Below are 17,680 nucleotides of genomic sequence, written 5' to 3' on the forward strand. Positions count from 1 at the left end.
CTAAACCACACAAACCCCAGACACCACGCACCCCATCGCCAAGTCCGACCGAAATCACCCTCGACGAAAAATCGAGGCTAGGTTCGACGAACTCAGTGAGGCCACTGGGTAGCACTCAAACGCGGGCCGGCATGCTGTCCCACCCTCGCACCGCCGACGACGACGAAAAGACCGCGGCGTCAAGATCAACTTCCCAGTCCGGAAACCGATTCATGATCTCGTCCAGCGCAATTCGCCCTTCGATCCGTGCGAGCGCATTGCCCAGGCAGTAGTGCGCCCCCACGCCGAATGTCAGGTGCTGGCGCGGTACCCGCGTCACATCGAATGTCTCGGCGTTCTCGCCGAACCGCTTTTCATCCCGGTTGGCCGCTCCGATCAGCGTCAGGATCGCACTGCCCGTGGGGACGGTTGTCCCGTGGAACTCAACATCACGAGTTACGTAACGCGCCGCCTGCAGTGCCGGCGGCTCGAAGCGCAGGATCTCCTCGATGGCACCGGGCAACAGTGATCGGTCGTCAACCAGAAGTCGGCGCTGCTCGGGATGTTCGGACAACAACTTTCCCGCCCAACCGATCAACCGCGTGGTGGTCTCCGAGCCGGCGACCGCTACGACCTTCATGAACATCAACAGTTCGTCGCGCTGTAACTTTCTGGTCCGCCCGGTTTCGTCCTCAAACTCGGCGTTGAGCAGCTCGGTCGTGAGGTCATCTGCGGGATGTTCTGTGCGCCAGTCGATGAAGTCGGCGAAGATTTCTCCGTCGGCAAGCTTGGCTTCCCGATTGTCGGTCATCCGGCCGCCGCGCTCGGTGCGGATGAACTTCTCCCCATCCTCTTGCACACGGCGTTGGTAGTCCTCGGGAATTCCGAAGAGCATGCCCACCACCCGCAGCGGCATAATGGCGCCGAGATCCTTGACGAAGTCGAGGCGATGCCCGCCGATGAGCGGGTCCAAGCAACGCTGGGTGAAATCGCGGATCATCGGCTCAAGTGCGTTGATCTTGCGCGGTGTGAACGCACGGGACAGCAGGCTGCGGTGGATGTCGTGCACCGGAGGATCTTCGAAAATCAATAAGCCCGGCGGAATTTCGATGTTCGCCTTAATGATTTCCAGCACCACACCGCGCGCCGAACTGAACGTCTGATGGTCGACGAGTGCCCGGTTGACGTCGTCGAACCGGCTTAGTGCATAGAAGTCGTGTTTCTCGTTGTAGTAGAGCGGTGCGTTCTGGCGGATGCGACGGAACATCGGATAGGGATCCGCGTTGAGGTCGGCGTCCCACGGGTCGTAATACACGTCCGCGGCAGGAGTGACGGTCATGCAACGCTCCTTTGGTCGTTGGCTTCGCCGAGTGTGGGCATTTGGCCCAAAAACGTTGGCGACGGGTGCATTTCCCCCACCTTTGACGAGGCCTATGTATAACGAGCTTCACTGCAGCGGCTCTTCGCCCGCCAGGATGGTCCGATGCATCAAGCGGCCGCTGTCTTCCGGGTACGGCAGCACCCGGTGCATGGTTCCGGTGTTGTCCCAGATGAGCAGATCGCCCAACTGCCACTCGTGCCGGTAGACGTACCGGGGTTGCGTGGCCCAATCACGCAGGCGCGCAAGTAAAGCGCGGCTTTCCTCCGGCGCCAATCCGATGACGTAGTCCGATGTCGCGCCCAGCAGCAGGGACTTGCGGCCGGACCGATGCGTCCACACCAGTGGGCAAGCCTTGGTTGGCGACTTCTGCCAGAACGCCACCTCCTCGTAACTCATTTCCGGGGTGACGTAGTACTGGGAGCGCTCCGCACTGTGCACCACGCGCAGCTCCGCGATCGCTTCCTTGTCCGACTCCGGAAGGTCCTCGTATGCCTGGTAGGTGTTGCAGAATTCGGTCTGTCCTCCGGTGTCGGAGAGTCGCACCGCCCGCAGCAGGGTGGCCAGGTTCGGCAGCGGCTGCAGGGAACCGTCGAAGTGCCAAAACATCGACCCCTTGAGGTATTTGGCGCGTTGGTTCACCCTGGCATCCAGCGAGATCTTGTTGATCCCGCCCACCCCCTCGTTTTCGACCAGATCGCCGAGTGTCCTGGCGATCGCGACTTGCTGCTCGTCGCTGATGTCCAGCCCCCGGAAGAACACCACGCCCCGCTGCTCGAGAACCTCGCGGATGGTCGCGGCCTCTCGACCACTCAGCAGCGTGTCGAGATCGGTTCGGATCTCGCTGCCGATACACGGCGTCAGGTCGACAACCTCGAGTTGGGCTGAGCTCAGTGCCACGACAGTCAGCTCAGTCTCGTGAGAATGGCGCTTGCTGAATGCTTTACCCGCGGCTGCTTCCACAGTTCGACGGCCAATGAAACGGTGATCAACGAGTACAGCAGGTTGCGCAGGTTCGCGACGTCATCGGGCAGCGGTTCGGCGTAGTCGAACTTGTCGATATAGGCGACCGCTTCCTCGGCGTGCGGAAACACCTCGTCATAAAACGAGCGAATCTCCTCCATCGTGCTGTTGACGCGCTTCACGTAGCGCTCGTGGCCGTCCTCGATGGCCCAGTCGGGCACGAGATGTTCCAGGTGCGAGAACTCCGGTGGCAGAAGAACGTTCATCGTTGACTCGCTTTGACTTTCTCGCCGGCCTCGACATAGTCGGCGACCACTTTGTGCAAGTGCCGCAGCAGGATTTCTTCATCGTTCATCGTGAAGTGGGTGAGGACACCACTGTTGAGCATTGCCTGCAGCCCCTCGGACGGACTCGCATCTTCCAGGATGATGTCGTTGAGGTAGGTAACCGTGAGTTCCTGGCCGAGCCGCTCCTTGTGCGTCTTCGGCGGCTGATAGAACATCTCGACTTCGAACAGGTGCGAGTGCGGGCCGGTCGGCCAGTGGGCATGGGTGCTGAAGCCGGATGACCCGAAGATGAGCACGAAGTTGGGGAAGAACTGGAACGAGTCGAAACCGTACTTGTCCGAGCGCGTCGGGTTGATTCCCGGGGGCATGGGTCCCCGATCCAGCTTCTTGTTCCAAGGCCCGGCCGCGCTCGCCTCCATGACGCACTCAATGGGCTTGGAATAAGGCGTCTTTCGTGACGGCTCGCCGGAAAACGAGAACATCCGGTGCGGTCCGCTGAGTTGATAGGCCAACGCATCGGTGAATGGATTCGGCTTGTCCAGTGCGTCCCTGGCCTCGGCGGTGACGCTGCCGAAGGAGGTCGCGTGCAGGTACGGGCCGTGGTAACTCTCCGCGAAGCCGTCGAGGAATATCTTCCAATTGCACTGCAGCTCGGCGGAGAACTTGTAGATCTGGTGGGGCCCGGCGAAGGGGTAGCCCTCGATTCCGTGCGCGAGTTCACCGAGGAAGGAACGCAGCGACTCGGTGTTGTGCGGGTTGAGGTTGATGAAGATGAAGCCTTCCCACACCTCGCACTGAACGGCCGGTACCCGGCAGCTCTCGGCGTCGAAGTCCAGCAGCAGATCCTTGCGGGTCGGCGAGTGCAGCGAGCCGTCCAATTTATAGCGCCAGCCATGGAAGCGGCAGTACAGGAGCGGCGCGCGCCCGGACACCTCCTTGAACGGATCGTCTTCCCACAACATCTTGTTGCCGCGGTGCGGGCAGATGTTGTGGAAAGCACGGATCACGTGGTCCTTGCCGCGCACGATGATGATCGAGGTGTTGAGCACCTTCAATTCGCGGGTGAAGTAACTACCGGAGTGCGGTACTCGTTCCACCCGACCGACGTAGAGCCAGCACTTCTTGAAAACGTGCTCGCGTTCCTTTTCGTAGAACTCCTCGGATACACAATCCTCGAGCGACACCGGGCCGCGGCCGAGTTCGGGATACGCGTCGGTCCAATGCCCCGACGCGGGCTTTGTCACCAGGCTGTCGTGACTCATCGGGCCCCTCCTCGGGCAGACGGTAACAGCAGCGGAAATAGTCAAAACAGATGCAAAAGTGCAACACCCTGTTGCATAGTTGGAACACCGCTATGAAGCAGAACCTCGCCTTCGACCTTGACGCCTTGCTGGTATTCGGCAAGGTGGTCGAAAGCCGCAGCCTGTCGAAAGCGGCCACGTTGCTGGGCATGCCCAAGTCCACCGTCAGCCGCAAACTGACCAAGCTGGAATCCGATCTGGGCATCAAGCTGTTGCGCAAGAACACCCATCAGCTCACCGTCACCGACCTTGGCGAAAAGGTCTACAGCCACGCCGTGAACATCCTCGCCGAGGCCAACGGCGTTCGCGCCCTGGTGGAGAGCAGCAAGCAGGAACCGCAAGGCGAGTTGCGGGTGGCGATGCCGGTATTCATCGGCATCGACTACGCCTCCCGGGTCGGCGCCACCTTCCTGCAGCGCTATCCGCAGTCGCGCTTGGACATCCGCCTCGTCGACAGCATGGTGGACCCGATCAAAGACGGTTTCGATGTCGTGTTCGGTCCTGGGCCGCTGCAGGATTCGACGCTGATCGCGCGAAAGGTCTTCGATCTGCACCTGTTTCTCTGCGCCGCACCGCACTTCGTAGAGCGACTCGCGGAACCCATCACCGCCCCGTCACAGTTGAATGACGTGCCGTTCATCGACTTCGGCTTCGGTGGCCCGCGTAAGTTCACGGTTGCCAGAAACAAGCGGCGATTCGAGTTGTCGCCGCCGGTGCGCGCACGCGCCAACAACTTTCAAGTCTGCAAGCAGTACATCCTGCAGGGCCTGGGCGTCGGCGCCATGCCTACCCAGATCATCTGCACCAACGAACTGCGCGAGGGCAGCATCGTGCCCGTGCTTGCCGACTGGGCACTGGAACCGCTCGCGGTGCACATGATTTATCCCTTCGAGCTGTCCTTTTCGACGTTGATCAGCGCCTTTTACGAGACTGCATGCCAGATCATCGTCGAGAACATCGCCAGGAGCCGGGACCTAGAGCTCGGGGCAGACGGAAGCGAGGAACTTCTGGGTCCGTAGCCGCGACGCGGTTCGGGTGGCAGCGTCGTCACCCAGCGGAACGATTCGAGCAGCAAGATCGGTGACGCCCGCGTCGCGGTAGCTGCGCAGCCGGGCGAGCACGGCCGCTTCGTCTCCCGCGGCCATGGTGTCGCCAACGTCTTGGGCATTCCCTTGCTCGAGTAGCCGGACGTAGTTCGGCGAGAAATCCGCGTGGCCCAATACCTCGCTGGCATAGGCGCGGGCACGGTCGACCTCGTCGTTGGAGCACAGCGCGACCGGGACGCCCGCAACGACGCGCGGTGCCGCCCGTCCGACGGCTGCCGCGGTGATGCGCGGGACGATGTAGTCCCCTATGGCACGCTCGTCTGCCATCCACAGAATGGTGCCGGCCGCTCGTTCGCCGGCGAGTCGCAGCATGGCGGGCCCCAGGGCGGCAAGCAGAATCGTCGTTTCGGCTGCGTCGGCAACGTCGATTGACGCATTGACGCGGTAGGTGTCGTTGGTGACCTGAACGGGTCCGGGACCGGCGAACGCCGCTGCCAACACATCCAGGTAGTCCCGCACCAGATGGGCCGGCCTATCGTAGGAAAGTCCCAGCTGGTCGCTGATGATCCAGTGGTGTGAAGGCCCTAGCCCCAGGCTGAACCGACCGGCGCACGCGGCGTTCGTCGTCAACGCCTGCTGCGCCATGATCAGTGGGTGCCGCGTCTGGATCGGGACCACCGCGGTGCCGAGTTCGATGCGCTCTGTCACCTGCCCGATCAGCGCGACCGCGGTCATCGCATCCAGATATCCCGGAACTTGGGGCATCCAGAACGAGGTGAAGCCGGCGGCGTCGGCGGCCCGGGCGTCATCCAACAGACCGGCCAGGCGATCCGCGCGGGACCGCTCCTTGTCGGAACCGACCATCAGTCCGATTCGCATACGACCATTGGACACGACCCCCGGCGCGGCTCCTTTACTCGGCCTTGACCATGCGTTGAGTCTTGCCCCACACGATGAAAACGTGAGTACGCTTCCAAGCGTGGAGCTGGGGGTTTTGGGACCTCTCCAGGTCCGCCAGTCCGGCGTTCCTGTGGCGATTCCGGGCGCCAAACCCCGCGCGATCCTCACGATGCTCGGGCTGCATCACGGGTCAGTGCTGCCCGCCGACACGGTTGCCAAGTTGCTCTGGGGCGAGCATCCGCCCCGCACCGCCGCGAAGGCCATGCAGACTCACATCTCCTCGCTGCGTCGCACGCTCGGCGATGGCATGGTGTTGACCGAGGGACTCGGCTGGACCTTGGCCGGCGCCGAGGTCGATGCCGCGCGATACAAACTCGCCGCCAAAATGGGCCGCGACGCCGCCGCCGCGGGCGACACGGCTCAAGCCTTGGTCCGGTTCGACGAGGCGCTGGTTCGTTGGCGTGGCGTGCCCGAGCTGCCCGACTCCCAGCAGGGTGTGGCCGAGAAGACCCGATGGATCGAAGGTCACGCCGCCCTCGTCGAGGACCGCGCCGATGTGCTGCTTGCATCGGGACGGGCCGCGGAGATCATCGGCGAGCTCGGAGCCGCGGTGGCAGAGGCGCCGCTACGCGAACGACGCTGGGGGCAGCTGATGCTCGCCCTCTATCGGGCCGGTCGGCAGGGCGAGGCGCTGGGCGCATATCAGCGGGCGCGATCGCTGCTGGCCGACGAGCTTGGCGTCGACCCCGGTCCGGAACTACGCCGGCTCGAGGCGGCGATCGTCGCCCAAGACCCTGCACTGGACATCCCTGTGGTGCAACAGCTTTCGTCCGTGATGCGCGCCGTGACGTTTCTGCTCACCGATATCGAGGGGTCGACCGCCGCGTGGGAGGCAGACGCGGACGCCATGGCGGTGGCGCTCGCTCGGCACGACGAGCTGGTCGAGCAGGTCGTCACCTCGCGCGGCGGACGGCTGATCAAGACGCGCGGCGAGGGCGACGCGACATTCTCGGTGTTCGAGCGCCCGTCGCCAGCCGCGGCCGCGGCCATCGAGTTGCAGGACGCGATCGCGCACGAGCCGTGGGCACTGTCTGAGCCCATGCGGATTCGCGTCGCGCTGCACACCGGGGAGGTCGAGTTCCGCGACGGCGACTACTTCGGTCGTGCCGTCAACCGCGCCGCGCGGCTGCGATCGCTGGCCGCCGGCGGACAAATCCTCTGCTCGGGTGCGACCGCCGAACTCGTCATCGATTCGCTGCGCGACGACGTTCTGCTGGTCGATCTGGGTATGCGCCAGTTGCGCAACTTGCCGCGCCCCGAGCATGTTTTCGAGCTCCGCCTGGAGACCGCCGACGACAACCGCCAAGCCGGCGAAGCCGATGCGGCGCTGCAGCGTCCGGGCCTGCCCGCGGTGCTCAGCGGCCCGGGGCCGTTCGTCGGGCGCGCACCCGAGCTGGCGCGGCTGATGTCGACGTGGCAGACCGCGCTCACCAACGGCACCCACGCCGTGCTGATCGCCGGCGAGCCGGGCGTCGGCAAGACGCGACTAGCCGGCGAATGGTCACGACAGGCCTACGAGCAGGGCGCCGTGGTGCTTTACGGCCGCTGCGACGAGGACCTCGGCGCGCCCTATCAGCCGTTCGCCGAAGCCCTTCGTTCACTCGTCCCGTGCTTCGATGCTGCGACGCTGCGGGGGCTGCGCGGCGTCGAAGCGTTACTCCCCCTGGTTCCCGGATTGGCTGACGTGCTACCCGATCTCGCCGCGCCGACCCGCGCCGACCCCGACACCGAGCGCTATGCGCTCTTTGACGCCGTCGTCGCGCTGTTGGGTGTCGCCTCGGGGTTGGCGCCCGTTGTCCTGGTTCTCGACGACCTGCATTGGGCGGCCAAGCCCACGCTGTTGCTGCTGCGGCATCTGCTGCGCTTCGGCGAGCAAGCACGCGTGCAGGTCGTGGGCACCTACCGCAGCACTGATCTCGACCGCTCCCACCCGCTGGCGGCGATGTTGGCCGACTTGCACCGTGACGGCGTCGCGCACCGGCTCCAGCTCAGCGGCCTCGACGAAAACGATGTCACCACCTATGTCGCCGAGGCCGGCTACGACGACGAGGAGCTAGCCCGGGCATTGGCGTCGGTAACCGGCGGCAACCCGTTCTTCCTCATCGAGGCTTTGCGCCACGTCGAGGAGAGCGGTGGCCGGTGGGATCCGAACACATTGCCGCAGGGAGTCCGGGAAGCCGTGAGCCGCCGCCTATCTCGACTACCTGCGGAGACGAACAAGGCCCTGGCCGCCGCCGCTGTCGTCGGCAGCCGGTTTGCGCTGGATCTGGTGGAGCAGGTGGTGGGCCAAGACCTTGTCGATGCATTCGACGAGGCCTGCAAGGCCGGCATCGTGATCGAAGAGCCGGGCGGTCGATACCGGTTCAACCACGCCATCGTCCGACAATCGCTGCTGGCCGAATTGGCGTCGGTGCGACGGATGCGGCTGCATCAGCGCATCGCAACCACATTGGAGGCACGGCCCGGCGCCGACGACGAACTGCTGGCTGAACTGGCACACCACTACTACGAATGCGCGTGGGCGGGCAACGCGGTCAAGGCGGTGGACTACTGCCGCCGGGCGGCGGACCAGGCGATGGCACGACTTGCCTACGAAGGCGCCGCCGATCTGTATAACCGCGCCGTGCATGCACTCGAAGAGATCGACGACGAGTTGCCCGACCGGGACGACCAGGCCGCGCAGCTGTTGATCGCCCGCTGCGAGGCGCTGTTGGCCGCGGGTGATGTGACCTTAGCGGCAGGGGCGGTTGCTCAACTCCAACAGACGACGTTCGGCTCGGAGCGACTGGCGGCCTGGGCGACCTGCTTTGACGGACAACTCTCGATGCTGGTCAATCCCGAGCGACTGGACGACATCGAAGCCGCGGTCCGCGCTGCAGCGGAAAGACTGACCGAACTCGACGACGCGGCTGGAGAAGCCAAGGCGCACACCGTCCGCGCCGCCTGCCTGGCCCGTCTTGGGCGGATCGGCGACTGCGAAGTCGCGTTGGATGCCGCGTTGGCCGCGGCGCGGCGCGCGGGCGAACACCGCCAAGTGAACGCGGTCCTGGCGGGTGCGCCGCTGGCCGCGCTGTGGGGTCCCAACCCGGTTCCCCGCGCCGGTGGGCGGTGTCTTGACGTGGTGAGGCTGCTCAGGATCACCACCGACTCGCCGGCCGTCGAGGCCACGTCGACGCGATGCCAGGCCGTGTTGGAGGCTTTCCGTGGCCGCGCCGCTGCCGCGCGGCGGATGATCGAGTCGGCCCGGCGCACGGTCACCGAACTGGGTTTACGTCATGCGCTGTGTGAGGTGGAGCAGTTTGCCGGCATCGTCGAATTGGTGGTCGAGGATCCCGGCGCGGCCGAGGCGCATTTACGCAAGGCCTACAACGGCTTTCGCCGGATGGGCCTCGAATCCGATACCGCAGAGACCGCGGCGCTGCTGGGGCGCGCCTGCCTTGCCCTTGGCCGAGATGCCGAGGCTGACGAATTATGCAGCGAGAGCGAGCTTCTCGCCGGACATGCACTGAAGGCGTCAATCGCTTGGCGAACGTTGCGGGCGCAGTTGCTTGGGCGCGCCGATGACTACGACGAGGCTCGACGGGTGGCGGAGAACGCTGTCACGTTGGCCGAGCGTACCGACTTGTTGGTCGATCATGCCGACGCATGTCTGACGTTGGCCCAAGTCTTGGGGGCTTCCGGCACTGGCGACGCGGCAAAGGCGCGAGCCGTCGCGGAGCGAGCGGTTGCGCTTTATGAGCGAAAGGGGGCGGGAGCGCTCGCGGAGATAGCGCGTCGCGTTCTGGGCGAGCATCCACAACCCGCTCCCCCGCCTCGAGCGGAGACGCCCGGTGTTGAGCCGGACAACGCGTGCGTGCGGGCGATTCGGCGACTGGACGCAGCATACGATCGCGAGGCTTGGGAGGAGATCGAACAGCTAGTCGCAGCCGTAGTCTCCTGCGAGAGCCATCGAAAAGTAGTCGGTGCCAGCCGTGTCGATCTTCCTTATGGCGAATGGGAGCGCGACGCTAGACGTTATCGCGAGATGTTGGCGCCGGTGCGGTACCGCCACGTCGTGGTGGCAGTGCGCGGCGAGCACCTGGCTCTTACCCGGTTAGAAGTAGGCCCCGACGATCGCAGTCCTGGGGCACCAAGGGACGAATTCCTCCAACTGTATGGCCTCGACCAGGACGGCCGACTCGCGCTGCAGGACTGGTTTGACATCGAAGACCTCGGCGCTGCAATGGCCGAACTCGAGTCGTTACACACACGGTTGGCGCAGCAGGGGCCACGAAAGCCGGCAACCCTCGCCTGCCAAGCGTTCGAACGCCTCAAGGCAAACTTCTCAGCCCGCGACTGGGATGCCATGGCCGAATTGCTGGCCGACAACGCTTTCCACCACGATCGCCGGAGCGTGGTCGGGGCGGAACTTAAGGTCGGCCGTGATGCGGTGATCGCCGAAATGTCGGCACTCGCCGAGATCGGCGTCAAGCGGATCGCTTCGGACACCATCATTGCGACCCGCGGCACGCAACTCATCCTGAGCCGTTCGCACGCCGCGGGCCACGACCCGCGACCCGACGCGTTCCGCACCGATGTCCTCAATGTGCTCCACGTCGATGCCGAGGGGCGGATCGACGCGCTCGTGACGTTCGACCTCGATGACTTCGAGGCCGCCATGGTGGAGCTTGAAAGCCGTTACCTCGCCGGCGAAGCCGCGCAATATGCCCGCACTTGGCAGGCCATCACGGATAGCTACGCCGCTTTCCGGCGGGGTGAGCTTCCCGCCTTTACGCCTAGTGCGATCAACGTCGATCACCGCCGGGCCGCCGGCTTCGCCCCCGGCGATCTGATCGCCTACATCCGCGCCGGACACGACCTTGACCAAGACATGCAACCGTACGTCGAGGCGGTGCATCGATTGAACGAATTCGGCGCAGTCACCGCCGCCACCGCGTATGGGACATCGCACGACGGCTTCACCGCCGAGTGGCGGTCAGTCATTGTTTCGACAATCGAAGGCGAATTAATCAGCCGCACTGAGCTATTCGAAGCAGAGGAACTTGACGCCGCGCTCGCGAAGTTCGAGCAATTGCACCCGCACACCCGCCGAGTGGAGAACGCCGCTGGTCTCGTCGCCGAACGCCTGTGGAGTTGCTTCACCACCCGGGACTGGGATGGGGCGGCCGAGGTCCTGGCCGACGACGTTTCCGTTGACGACCGCCGTCCGATCGTGAACGCCGGCCTCCGACGGGGTAGAGACGCCGAGATCAAAGACTTGCAGGCCGCCGCCAAAGTAGGCATCGCGAGCTTGACGCCGACCGTCGTCGCCACCCGGGGTAGGCGCCTAGCGCTCTCGCGTACTCAAGCGAAGGGCCGCGGCCCAGAAGCGATTCGAGTCGAAGTCCTCCACCTGATCGAAATCGACCACGACGAACGCATCGTGGGCATCGTAGTGTTCGAAGTCGAGCAATTCGAGGCCGCCATCGCGGAGCTCGAGGCCCGATACCTCACCGGCGAGGCAGCCGCTTACGCGAAGACCTGGTCGGTGATCGCGGAAACGTTTGTGGCGCTCGGCCGGGGCGAGATCCCCAAGATGACACCAGACTGCACGACCGAAGACCACCGCCGCGGACCGTCGTTCGCCCCAGGCGAGCTGACCGCCTACCTCGAAGCCGGCCTGAACCTCGACCAGACTTTACGAGCCTATGCCCTGGTGGTGCACCGGCTGACTGATCTTGGTGCGGTGTGCAGCTATGTGGCACATGGCCTTACACCCGAAGGTTTCGACGGCGAGTGGCAGCAGGTCGGCCTGGTAACGGTCGCGGACGACCTGGTGAACCGTTGCGAGTTATTCGACGAAGGCGACATCGACGCCGCGCTTGCCAAGTTCGATCAACTGAGTACGCCGCCGCGGCGGCTGGACAACGCGGCGAGTCGATTAGTCGAGCGCTTCCAAGCCTCGTTCGCCGCCCGCGATTGGGATGCGATGGCCGCAATGCTCGCCGAGGACGTCTTCACCGAGGATCGGCGCGGAGTGGTCAACGTGGGGATCTTGCGCGGTCGGGATGCCGTGCTCGCAGATCTGCAGGCCGTCGTTGACGTCATGGACGTCACGTATATGACAACCGTCGCCATTGCGACGCGTGGGGATCATCTGGTCCTCACCCGTGCTCGCTTGGGCAGCAATGAGCGACCCGAAGCGGTCGTATTCGAAGTCCTCCATGTAATTGACATCGACGCCGACGGCAGGCTTGCTGCCGTCGTAACGTTCGACCTCGACCACACCGACGGCGCATTCGCCGAACTCGACGCCCGCTATCTAGCCGGCGAGGCGGCGGCGCACGCACAGGTCTGGTCGCTCGTCGCGGAATGCTACACGGGCGTCAACCGGCGCGAATTGCCCGCTCTTGCCCAAGATTTCGTCAGCGTCGACCACCGCCTACTGACATCATTCGAGACGAATGGCGTAGTCGAGTACGCTCGATCATCCTGGGAGCAGATGCCGAACATACACTTCCATGTCGAGTCGGTGCACCGGTTGAGTGAATTTGCAGCGCTCGTCACGCATAAGGTCACGGGAACCTCTCGCGACGGCTTCGACGCCGAGTGGCGCGAGCTACACCTGATGACGGTCCAGGGCGATCGATTTAACCGAAGCGAAGTATTCGACGAGACAAATATCGCCTCTGCCATAGAGAGGTTCGATGAACTGTTCCCGCAGCCGCACCGGCTGGAAAATGCGGCGATCCGCGTCTACGAGCGCCTCCGAGCGTGCGTGGCCTCCCGCGACTGGAGTGCGATGACTACGATGCTGGCCCGGGATATCTCGACGGAGGATCGTCGGCGCGTGGTGAATTCCGGCTTGCGGCAGGGCCGGGATGCAGCGCTCGCCGAAATATCGGCAATGGTCGACATCGGAGTGGAATACGTAACGTCACAACCCATCGCCACCCGCGGTGAACGCCTGGTCCTCAACCGAAGTCAAAGCTGGGGCCGCGACAGGCGACCCGAGGCCTTTCATACCGACCTGCTCGAAATCATCGAGATCAACGCCGATGACCTGATTGTGGGACGCGTCGTATTCGACCTCGAAGATGTTGACGCCGCGTTCGCCGAACTCGAGGCGCGCTATCTCGACGGGGAGGCTGCGACGCACGCACATATCTGGTCGCTTGTCTCCGACAGCCACGAACGCTTGAACCGGCAGCTGTTACCGCTGATGACACCGGACGTGATGAGCATCGACCACCGCCGGGTCCCAGCGTTCCCGCCGGGTGGTGACTTCGCCGCGTACATCCGCGTCACGTGGGAGCAGGTTCCGAACATCACCTTCCGTATTGCGGCCGTGCATCGGTTAAGCAGCACCGGAGCGGTACTCACCCTCGTGGCGAGCGGGACCTCACAGGAGGGATTCGCCGCGGAGTGGCGGATGCTCGAAGTGCTAACCGCCAAAGGCGACCGGTTCGACCGTTGCGAAGTCTTCGCCGAGACAGACATTGAAGCCGCGCTTGCCCGCTTCGATGAGCTGCAGCCGCGGGCGCGGACCCTGGAAAACGCGGCAAGCCGACTGTACGAGCGTTATTGGGCGTCATTCGCGGCACGTGACTGGAGCGCCGTATCGGCGATGCTGGCCGACGACGTGTCCACTCACGATCGCCGCCCCGTCGTCAACGCCGGAGTTCGGCGAGGCCGAGAGGCCGAAGTCACGAACTTGCAAGCCATTGCGGAAGTGACCGATAGCGACGGCATTACCTGCGAGGCGATTGCGATTCGCGGGCAGCGCCTCGCGCTATGTCGGCTTTGCTTCCCCGCGTATCAATATGACCTGCTTGTTGTGGTCGAAATCGACGCCGACGAGCGGATCACGGCTGGTCTCGGTTTCAATTGCGATGACATCGACGCCGCCTTTGACGAGCTTGACGCCCGTTACCTCGCCGGCGAAGCCGCGCCGTATGCACAGACCTGGCAGTTGGTCGTGGACGGACGCCGTGCGCTCAATCGCCATGAAGCACCGTGGCCATGGGACGACATGCAAGCTGTCGATCATCGACGAGTCTCTTTCGGCGTAACGAACTTCCAACGCATCGTCAGCGAACTGTGGCCACTCGTACCCGACGCCCGCTATCGGGTGGTCGCCGTTCACGCGATCGAAGCCCAGCGCATCGTCCTGACCGCTGTCATCGAAGGAACCGACGTGCACGGCAATGAATTGCAATGGTCGCGTTCACTTTTGATAGATTTCACCCCCGGCGGTATGCGCACGGAAGTCTACGAGGACGACGAGGTCGACAAGGCGCTCGCTCGACTTGACGAGCTGCGTACGCAAGGGCGCCGGCTCGAAAACGCAGCGAGCAGAGCCGATGAGCGAACTCATGCGCACTTCGCAGCTCGCGACTGGGCCCAATTGGCCGAAATGATGTCCGACGACTATTGCAGCGATGACCGTCGTCCGATGGTGAACTCCGGAGTTCGGCACGGCCCTGATGACGCGATCGACAACATGCGGGAAAGCGCCGATCTTGGGATCATCTTCGGGGCATCACGCCCGATCGCGATCCGTGGCGACCGCCTCGTGCTGACTCGCACCCAGTGGTCATGGCTCCATCAGCCGGTCGAGGAGTACCGCACCGACGTACTCAGCATTGTTGAAATAAACCCCGACGAGCGCATGACAGCGCGTGTTTGGTTCGACATCGATGACGTCGACGCTGCGTTCGAAGAGATCGACGCCCGCTACCTGGCCGGCGAAGCGGCGGCTCACGCGCGCACGTGGTCGGTCATCGCCGAAACCTACTCCGCGTACAACCGGGGCGAGTTTCCCAGATTGGACTGGGTCAACGTCGACCGCCGGCGAGGTACGCCATTCGGGCCAAAGGATATAAGTGAAATCATCCGGGTCAGTCGAGATCTCACCCCCGACCTCACCATCCGTATCGAGGCGGTGCATCGGCTTGACAGTTACGGAGCGGTTATCACCGCCACCGCGTACGGGACATCGCGGGAGGGTTTCCGCGTCGAATACCGAATGATCCAAGTAATGCGTGTCGAGGCCGGCCGGATAACTCATTGCGAACTGTTCGACGAGGACGATATCGGGGTCGCGATCGCACGCTTCGAGGAGTTGCGCTTACAGCCTCCGGCCCGGCGGCTGGAAAACACGGCAAGCCAAGTGAAGCAAAGGTATTGGAATTGCTACACCGCCCGCGCCTGGGACGAAATGGTGAAGCTACTCGCTGACGATGTCTGCGTAGATGACCGCCGTCGGGTGGTGAATGCAGGGGTGCAACACGGTAGAGAGCTCGCGATCGCGAACACGCGAGCCTCCGCCGACCTCGGCGCCGACATCGCAATAACCGTCATAGCCACTCGCGGCGAACGCCTGGCCCTCTCCCGCGTCTCGTCCACGAACCGCGACCTAGAGCACGGCGAGTTCGGCAGCGACATGCTGAACGTTCTCGAAGTCGATGGGGAGAACCGGATCTCGGCGGCCTTCTTGTTCGACCCCGACGACGTCGACACCGCATTCGAAATGCTGGACAGGCGTTACCTCGCCGGCGAAGCAAGCGCCCACTCGCACGCATGGTCGGTAATCCGCGACGCTTATTCCGCACTCAACCGGCAGGAAATTCCCTTGACGACAACGGATATGGTGAGCGTCGACCACCGAAGAGGGATCGCCTTTGCACCTGGTGACCTGCTCGCCTACTTCAACGCCACGTGGAATGTCACGCCACAGACCAGCATTTGCATCGAACGCGTTTGTCGGCTGAGCAAGTTGGGTGGGGTTGTCGTCCATTCCTACTGTGGCACAACCATCGAAGGCTTCGACGCCGAGTGGCGGGATGTTACTCTGCTGACGATCGACGGCGACAAGCTCAACCGCTGCGAAGTTTACGACGAGGAAAGCATCGATGGCGCGATCGCACGCTTCGATGAGTTGCACACGAATGCGACGAATGCCACGACCTAGTCGGGTGCGGCAACAACGCCCCGAACGTTGACGTCCCGCCAGATCGCGATCCCTTCGACCCGCTCGGGCGGCCGGCCGAACAGATCCGTGAAGAAGGCCAGCATCTCGGACACGCCCTCCATGGGTCCGACGATGACGTGACGCACCTGAGCGAACCGAAGGTTGGCGATGATCTGCGCACGTACCTCGCCCCGCGCCACGAAGGAGGTCTTGTCCTCCTGGATCAACCGCATGACCTTGAAGAGTCGCGTCGGCGGCGGTCCGGAACTGGTCCGCCCATCGGACAGAGGTACGTACGCGTACGCCTCAGGCATCCGCAGTCCGTAGTCGGCCTCCGCCGCCCATACCATCGGCGCGGCCTGCATTCCGTTGGTGAAATACGGTGCCACAAGGACGGTTTCGTCGGGTCCGATGTGCTGGCTTGCCCAATTGCGGAAGAAGTCCGGGGTATAGAAGGGCTGGCGTCCCAAAGGAGCGGGAAGAATGAAGACGATCGCTGCGGCCACGGCAAGCAGCCACCGTGCCGCCGGCCCCGGGGCAAGGCGAGTCGCTCGCTTGATGACGATCGCCACGATCACAGCAACCGACAGCCAGACGTAGAGCGTGAAGCGGCCCGGCAGCACGTGGTGCAATAGCGGCAGTTTTCCGATCGGCAGCCACGGTAGTGGGACAGGCAATTTCTCCTTGCCGATGTGCAGCCACGGGCCGAGCGACAGCAGCAGAAGCAGTGCCCCGGTGACGCTGGCGATGCGCGCCCGCAGGTCGTCCCACAGCCGAACGGCGGCCACGACAAGAAGCACGAGCAACGGCAGCCCGAGGTAGGCCGTTGCCTCGTGATACAGGCCGCTGAACTCGCGGGACACCTTGGTTGCCGCACCCGGGGCGATCAATTGGTAAGGAGTCGGCAGGATGACGTTAAGAAGATCGGTCGAGAAGGTCTCGGGATGCTGGACCTGCCCGCTGATCCGCTGCGGACCGAAGAACTGTGCGAACAGGGGTCCGGCCGCAAGCACCAAGAACGTGATCGTGGCGACCGCGAGCGCCGGAACCAGCCTGGCGGCTCCGGCACTCCAACGAGCCCGGACCTTTCCGTCGCGGCGCACCAGGGCCATGACGCACACCAACACCACGGACGCGACGACGCTGGTCGCCAACACCTCCTCGGTGATGAGGAGTTGGGCGGTGGCGAGGACTCCGAGCGCCACCCCGGCCTGCCACGGCGGTCGGCGCCGGGTCACGAGAAGGTCGTCGATGACGCACAGCAACAGGGGCGGCACCCAGGCGGTGGCGAGGTTGAGGTGCATCGCCGCGTGGGAGGCGACATAGGGCGAGAAGGCGTAGACGGCGCCGCCGACCGCCGGAGCAACGCCGTCGCCGGTCCAGCGGCGGATCGCAACCCAGGCGGTGAGCCCACTGAGGGCGATGCCGACGATCATGAGGACGTTGAACGCGAAAATCGGCCCGCCGACCTTCGCCGGCAGCCAGCCGAGTAACCCGAGCAGGATCATCGGGGTGTTCCACATGAGGTTCACGCCGTCGGGCGCGGCGATCTGGGTGGTGAAGAACGGGTTGAGCCCGTTGGCGAGCGCATGCGGCGTCCAGCCGAGAAACCAGATCGTTTGCTGCTGATCGCAGCAACCCCCCGCCCAGCCGGACCTCGGGTCGCTCCAGGCGCCGATCGTTGAGACGATGGCACCGGCCAGGTAGGCGAGGAAGACGAGGAATGCCTTGAGCGGCCGGCGCTTACCTCGGGTCGGGTCGGCACGTTCGACCTCGTCGGCCCTTGCTGGCACCAAGCCTCCCGTTGGACGACC

8 protein-coding genes are annotated in these 17,680 nt (G+C 64.1%); 2 read left to right on the plus strand and 6 right to left on the minus strand.

The genetic code is table 11. The annotated features are described in order from the left end of the window. Nucleotides 1-115: 115 nt before the first annotated feature. The 4 genes from BST27_RS23435 to BST27_RS23450 form a co-directional block, all read right to left on the minus strand. Nucleotides 116-1,318: a cytochrome P450 gene (locus BST27_RS23435; RefSeq protein WP_069421820.1), complete on the minus strand. Its 1,203-nt coding sequence runs from the start codon at nt 1,316-1,318 to the stop codon at nt 116-118. Between the two features lie 108 nt (nt 1,319-1,426). Then, entirely contained in the window at nt 1,427-2,257 is an 831-nt protein-coding gene (locus BST27_RS23440) for a TauD/TfdA dioxygenase family protein (protein WP_069421819.1), read from the minus strand. Between the two features lie 5 nt (nt 2,258-2,262). Continuing rightward, on the minus strand, nt 2,263-2,586 hold the full coding sequence (locus tag BST27_RS23445) for a hypothetical protein (protein WP_069421818.1): 324 nt from the start codon (nt 2,584-2,586) through the stop codon (nt 2,263-2,265). Next, nucleotides 2,583-3,869 (minus strand): aromatic ring-hydroxylating oxygenase subunit alpha, encoded by a 1,287-nt coding sequence (locus BST27_RS23450; RefSeq protein WP_069421817.1) that lies wholly within the window; start codon nt 3,867-3,869, stop codon nt 2,583-2,585. The genes BST27_RS23445 and BST27_RS23450 overlap by 4 nt, the downstream gene beginning before the upstream one ends. Before the next feature lie 92 nt (nt 3,870-3,961). Here BST27_RS23450 and BST27_RS23455 point away from each other — a divergent pair, with 92 nt between their 5' ends. Then, entirely contained in the window at nt 3,962-4,927 is a 966-nt protein-coding gene (locus BST27_RS23455) for a LysR family transcriptional regulator (protein WP_069421816.1), read from the plus strand. On the opposite strand, the gene BST27_RS23460 is transcribed toward BST27_RS23455, so the two are convergent. Then, nucleotides 4,883-5,833 (minus strand): TIGR03564 family F420-dependent LLM class oxidoreductase, encoded by a 951-nt coding sequence (locus BST27_RS23460; protein ID WP_069421815.1) that lies wholly within the window; start codon nt 5,831-5,833, stop codon nt 4,883-4,885. The genes BST27_RS23455 and BST27_RS23460 overlap by 45 nt on opposite strands. Nucleotides 5,834-5,933: 100 nt before the next feature. Here BST27_RS23460 and BST27_RS23465 point away from each other — a divergent pair, with 100 nt between their 5' ends. Continuing rightward, nucleotides 5,934-15,866, plus strand: a complete 9,933-nt coding sequence (locus BST27_RS23465) for a BTAD domain-containing putative transcriptional regulator (protein ID WP_079219980.1) — start codon at nt 5,934-5,936, stop codon at nt 15,864-15,866. Here the strand turns inward: BST27_RS23465 and BST27_RS23470 are convergent. Continuing rightward, nucleotides 15,863-17,659 carry a TgpA N-terminal domain-containing protein gene (locus tag BST27_RS23470; protein ID WP_083148649.1) on the minus strand — a complete coding sequence of 599 codons (1,797 nt, stop codon included), beginning with the start codon at nt 17,657-17,659 and terminating at the stop codon, nt 15,863-15,865. The genes BST27_RS23465 and BST27_RS23470 overlap by 4 nt on opposite strands. Between the last annotated feature and the right edge of the window lie 21 nt (nt 17,660-17,680).

Source organism: Mycobacterium intermedium (assembly GCF_002086275.1).
Classification (GTDB): domain Bacteria; phylum Actinomycetota; class Actinomycetes; order Mycobacteriales; family Mycobacteriaceae; genus Mycobacterium; species Mycobacterium intermedium.

Excerpts from the sequence above, each read along its gene's own strand:
- BST27_RS23435 (WP_069421820.1), bottom strand. The coding sequence starts at position 1,318 with ATGACCGTCACTCCTGCCGCGGACGTGTATTACGACCCGTGGGACGCC.
- BST27_RS23445 (WP_069421818.1), bottom strand. The coding sequence starts at position 2,586 with ATGAACGTTCTTCTGCCACCGGAGTTCTCGCACCTGGAACATCTCGTG.
- BST27_RS23450 (WP_069421817.1), bottom strand. The coding sequence starts at position 3,869 with ATGAGTCACGACAGCCTGGTGACAAAGCCCGCGTCGGGGCATTGGACC.
- BST27_RS23455 (WP_069421816.1), top strand. The coding sequence starts at position 3,962 with ATGAAGCAGAACCTCGCCTTCGACCTTGACGCCTTGCTGGTATTCGGC.
- BST27_RS23460 (WP_069421815.1), bottom strand. The coding sequence starts at position 5,833 with ATGCGAATCGGACTGATGGTCGGTTCCGACAAGGAGCGGTCCCGCGCG.